At 67.5% G+C, this 3,875-nt stretch carries 4 protein-coding genes; 1 reads left to right on the top strand and 3 read right to left on the bottom strand.

Annotation, left to right across the window (positions count from 1 at the left end; all coding sequences use genetic code 11):
- Positions 1 to 989, bottom strand: a 989-nt coding sequence (rpsA, locus tag V7E05_RS13925) for a 30S ribosomal protein S1 (protein ID WP_333620229.1), incomplete at its 3' end; no start/stop codon positions are given.
- Between the two features lie 255 nt (positions 990 to 1,244).
- On the opposite strand from rpsA, the gene V7E05_RS13920 reads away from it, so the two are divergent.
- The gene (locus tag V7E05_RS13920; protein ID WP_333620228.1) at positions 1,245 to 2,066 is read left to right on the top strand and encodes a class I SAM-dependent methyltransferase; all 822 of its coding nucleotides are present in this window, start codon (positions 1,245 to 1,247) and stop codon (positions 2,064 to 2,066) included.
- A gap of 67 nt (positions 2,067 to 2,133) precedes the next feature.
- On the opposite strand, the gene V7E05_RS13915 is transcribed toward V7E05_RS13920, so the two are convergent.
- Entirely contained in the window at positions 2,134 to 2,934 is an 801-nt protein-coding gene (locus V7E05_RS13915) for an amino acid ABC transporter ATP-binding protein (RefSeq protein ID WP_333620227.1), read from the bottom strand.
- Entirely contained in the window at positions 2,931 to 3,851 is a 921-nt protein-coding gene (locus V7E05_RS13910; RefSeq protein WP_333620230.1) for an amino acid ABC transporter permease, read from the bottom strand. The genes V7E05_RS13915 and V7E05_RS13910 overlap by 4 nt, the downstream gene beginning before the upstream one ends.
- Positions 3,852 to 3,875: the final 24 nt, after the last annotated feature.

The raw sequence follows: 3,875 nt of genomic DNA, 5'->3' as shown, positions 1-3,875 counted from the left end.
ACGTGGCGCTCGGCCAGCTCGGAGATGTGGACGAGGCCCTCGATGCCCTCCTCGACGCGGACGAACGCGCCGAACGGGACGAGCTTGGTGACCTTGCCCGGCACGATCTGGCCGATCGCGTGGGTGCGGGCGAAGTGGCGCCACGGATCTTCCTGGGTGGCCTTGAGCGAGAGCGAGACGCGCTCGCGGTCGAGCTCGACGGAGAGCACCTCGACGGTGACCTCCTGGCCCACCTCGACGACCTCGGACGGGTGGTCGATGTGCTTCCAGGACAGCTCGGAGACGTGGACGAGGCCGTCGACGCCGCCGAGGTCCACGAACGCACCGAAGTTGACGATCGAGGACACGACGCCCTTGCGGACCTGGCCCTTCTGGAGCTGGTGGAGGAACTCGGAGCGGACCTCGGACTGGGTCTGCTCGAGCCACGCACGTCGCGAGAGCACGACGTTGTTGCGGTTCTTGTCGAGCTCGATGATCTTCGCCTCGAGCTCGCGGCCGACGTACGGCTGCAGGTCGCGGACGCGACGCATCTCAACGAGCGAGGCGGGGAGGAAGCCACGCAGCCCGATGTCCACGATGAGGCCGCCCTTGACGACCTCGATGACCGTGCCCTTGACGGGCTCGTCCTTTTCCTTGAGCTCCTCGATGGTGCCCCAGGCGCGCTCGTACTGGGCGCGCTTCTTGGACAGCATCAGCCGCCCTTCCTTGTCCTCCTTGGTGATGACAAGGGCCTCGACCGAATCGCCGACCTCGACGACCTCGGCGGGGTCGACGTCGTGCTTGATCGAGAGTTCGCGCGAGAGAATCACGCCTTCGGTCTTGTAACCGATATCAAGAAGAACCTCGTCGCGATCGACCTTGACGACCTCGCCCTCGACGATGTCCCCATCGTTGAAGTACTTGATCGTGGCATCGATTGCGGCGAGAAAGTCCTCGTCGGAGCCGATGTCGTTGACGGCTACCTGAGGCGAGGTGTTGTTGGTGGTCATATGTTGAGTTGCTCCGAACAAAGGAAAAGGTCGTAGATGGACAGTTGAGCTCCTGACGAGCTACTTCGAGCCGTTCCACGGCCGAGAAGAGCGATGGGAGACGGTCCGCGAGCCGCTCGCCAGAACACGCGCACGCACGGGGCGCGCACACACGGTGGTAAATACTACTCTGGCAGGGCAAACAGATCAAACGCGAGCCGGCGGCGCGGCGGTCACGTACCGCACCGCGTAACCGGGGTTTCGGAGGCGATTCCCGTGAGCACGGAGTGGACCGCGGCGGGCCGCGCGCCCGAGGCCGGAAACGCCGCATCGGTCCGTACGTCCCGCACCTGGTGGGACGCCGAGGCCGAGGAATACCACCGCGAGCACGGTACCTTTCTCGGCGCCGACTCCGCCGGCGGGGAGTTCGTGTGGTGCCCCGAGGGGATGCACGAGGGAGACTGGCACCTCCTCGGTGACGTCGAAGGCCGCGACACCCTCGAGATCGGCTGCGGCTCCGCCCCCTGTAGCCGGTGGCTCGCCGGGCAGGGCGCCCGTGCGATCGCCCTCGACCTGTCGGCGGGGATGCTCTCCGTTGGCCGCCAGGCGATGCAGGACTCCGGAGAGTCCGTACCGCTCGTCCAGGCCGATGCCACCGCGCTCCCCTTCGCGGACGCCTCGTTCGACATCGCGTTCTCCGCCTTCGGCGCGTTCCCCTTCGTCGCCGACTCCGCAGGCGCCATGGCCGAGGCGCACCGCGTGCTGCGCCCGGGCGGCCGCTTCGTCTTCTCCGTGAACCACCCGATGCGCTGGATCTTCCGGGACGATCCGGGACCGCGCGGCCTCGAGGCGGTGTTCCCATACTTCGACCGGAGCCCGTACACCGAGACCGACGAGGCCGGGAACCTCTCGTACGTCGAGCACCACCGCACGCTCGGCGATCGCATCCGCGAGCTCATCGGCGCCGGATTCGTGCTCGACGATCTCATCGAGCCGGAATGGCCCGAGTGGCTCACCCAGACCTGGGGGCAGTGGTCGCCACTGCGCGGGGAGATCTTCCCGGGCACCGCGATCTTCTCCGCCCACCGGCCCGGGTGAGAAGCCAGCCCGGCTGTATAGCAGGGCCAGCTGACAAGCGGGGCCGGGGAGGAACTGGCCCCCGCCGTCAGAGGAGTTTGGAGAGGAACTCCCTGGTTCGCTCCTCCTGGGGGTCGTCGAGCACCTGGGCGGGTGTGCCGAGCTCCACGACGCGCCCGCCGTCCATGAAGGCGACCTTGTCGGCGACCTCGCGGGCGAAACCCATCTCGTGGGTGACGACGACCATGGTCATGCCGTCGTCGGCGAGCCCGCGCATCACCGAGAGCACCTCGCCGACGAGCTCCGGGTCGAGCGCGGAGGTCGGCTCGTCGAAGAGCATGAGCTTGGGGTCCATGGCGAGCGCACGGGCGATGGCGACGCGCTGCTGCTGGCCGCCGGAGAGCTGCGCCGGGTAGGCATCGGCCTTCGCCGCGAGCCCGACGGTCGCGAGCAGCGTGCGGGCCCGCTCCTTCGCCGCCTCCGGCTTCTGCTTCTTGACCTGGATCGGCGCCTCGATGATGTTCTCGAGGGCCGTGCGGTGCTGGAAGAGGTTGAAGTGCTGGAACACCATGCCGACCTCGGAGCGCTGCCGCGCGGCCTGCTTGGGGCTCAGCTCGTAGAGCTTGTCCCCCTTCTCGCGGTAGCCGATGAGCTCGCCGTCGACGTAGAGCCGCCCGCCGTTGACCTTCTCGAGGTGGTTGATGCAGCGCAGGAACGTCGATTTGCCCGAGCCCGAGGGGCCGATGAGGCAGAGCACCTCGCCGGGCGCAACGTCGAGGGTGATCCCCTTGAGTACCTCGAGGGAGCCAAAGTTCTTGTGCACATTGTCGGCCTGGACCATCGGGGTCGCGCTGTCGCGATCGTTGCGGTCCTTCTCGCTCTCGCTCATCGCACGCCTCCCTGCGGCTCGTCGCGGATCTCGATGTTCTTCGGCGGCACACCCTCGGCGTCGGCCAGCGCGCGGAGCTGCTTGGCCGTGAGCTGGCGGGTCGCGCCCTTGGCGAAGTGCTTCTCCAGGAAGTACTGCCCCACCATGAGGATCGAGGTGACGGCGAGGTACCACGTCGCCGCGACGATGAGCAGCGGAATCGGCTGGTAGTTCGCCGCCGAGATATCGCGGGCGCGGCCGGTGAGCTCGAGGGTGAACGGGATCGCCGAGACCAGCGAGGTGGTCTTGAGCATCGAGATGATCTCGTTGCCCGTGGGCGGGATGATGACCCGCATAGCCTGCGGGAGCACAGTGCGCACGATCGTCTGCCGCCAGGACATGCCTAGTGCCGTCGAGGCCTCGCGCTGCCCCTCGGGGACCGAGTCGATGCCGGCGCGGACGATTTCGGCCATGTAGGCGGCCTCGTTGAGCGCGAGGCCGATGATCGCGAGGACGAGCGCGTTGGCCCAGTTCTCGGTGAGGAACTCGACGAAGGTCGGCCCCCACGGCACGCCCAAACGCACTACGGGATAGATCGATGCGAGCATGCCCCAGAGAAAGAGCTGCAGGTAGACCGGGGTTCCGCGGAAGGTCCAGAGGTAGACCCATGCGGTCACGCGCAGTACGGGGTTATCGGACATGCGCATCACTGCGACGGTCATACCCAGGACGATGGCGATTGCCATCGAGGTCACGGTGAGCAGCAGCGTGTAGCCGGCGGCCTGGGCGATCCGGGTGTCGCGGATGTAGTCGAAGTACGTGTCCCAGCGGTAGGCCGGGTTCGTCGCCACGCCCCAGAGGAACAGCGCCGCGAGCACGATGATGATCGCCGCGGCGACCCAGCGTCCGGGGTGGCGCAGCGGGACCGCGCGGATCACGTCCGGCGCGCCTCCTACTTTTGT

This window comes from Dietzia sp. (assembly GCF_036741115.1).
Classification (GTDB): Bacteria; Actinomycetota; Actinomycetes; order Mycobacteriales; family Mycobacteriaceae; genus Dietzia.
This window is presented reverse-complemented; position numbering and strand designations above follow the sequence as displayed.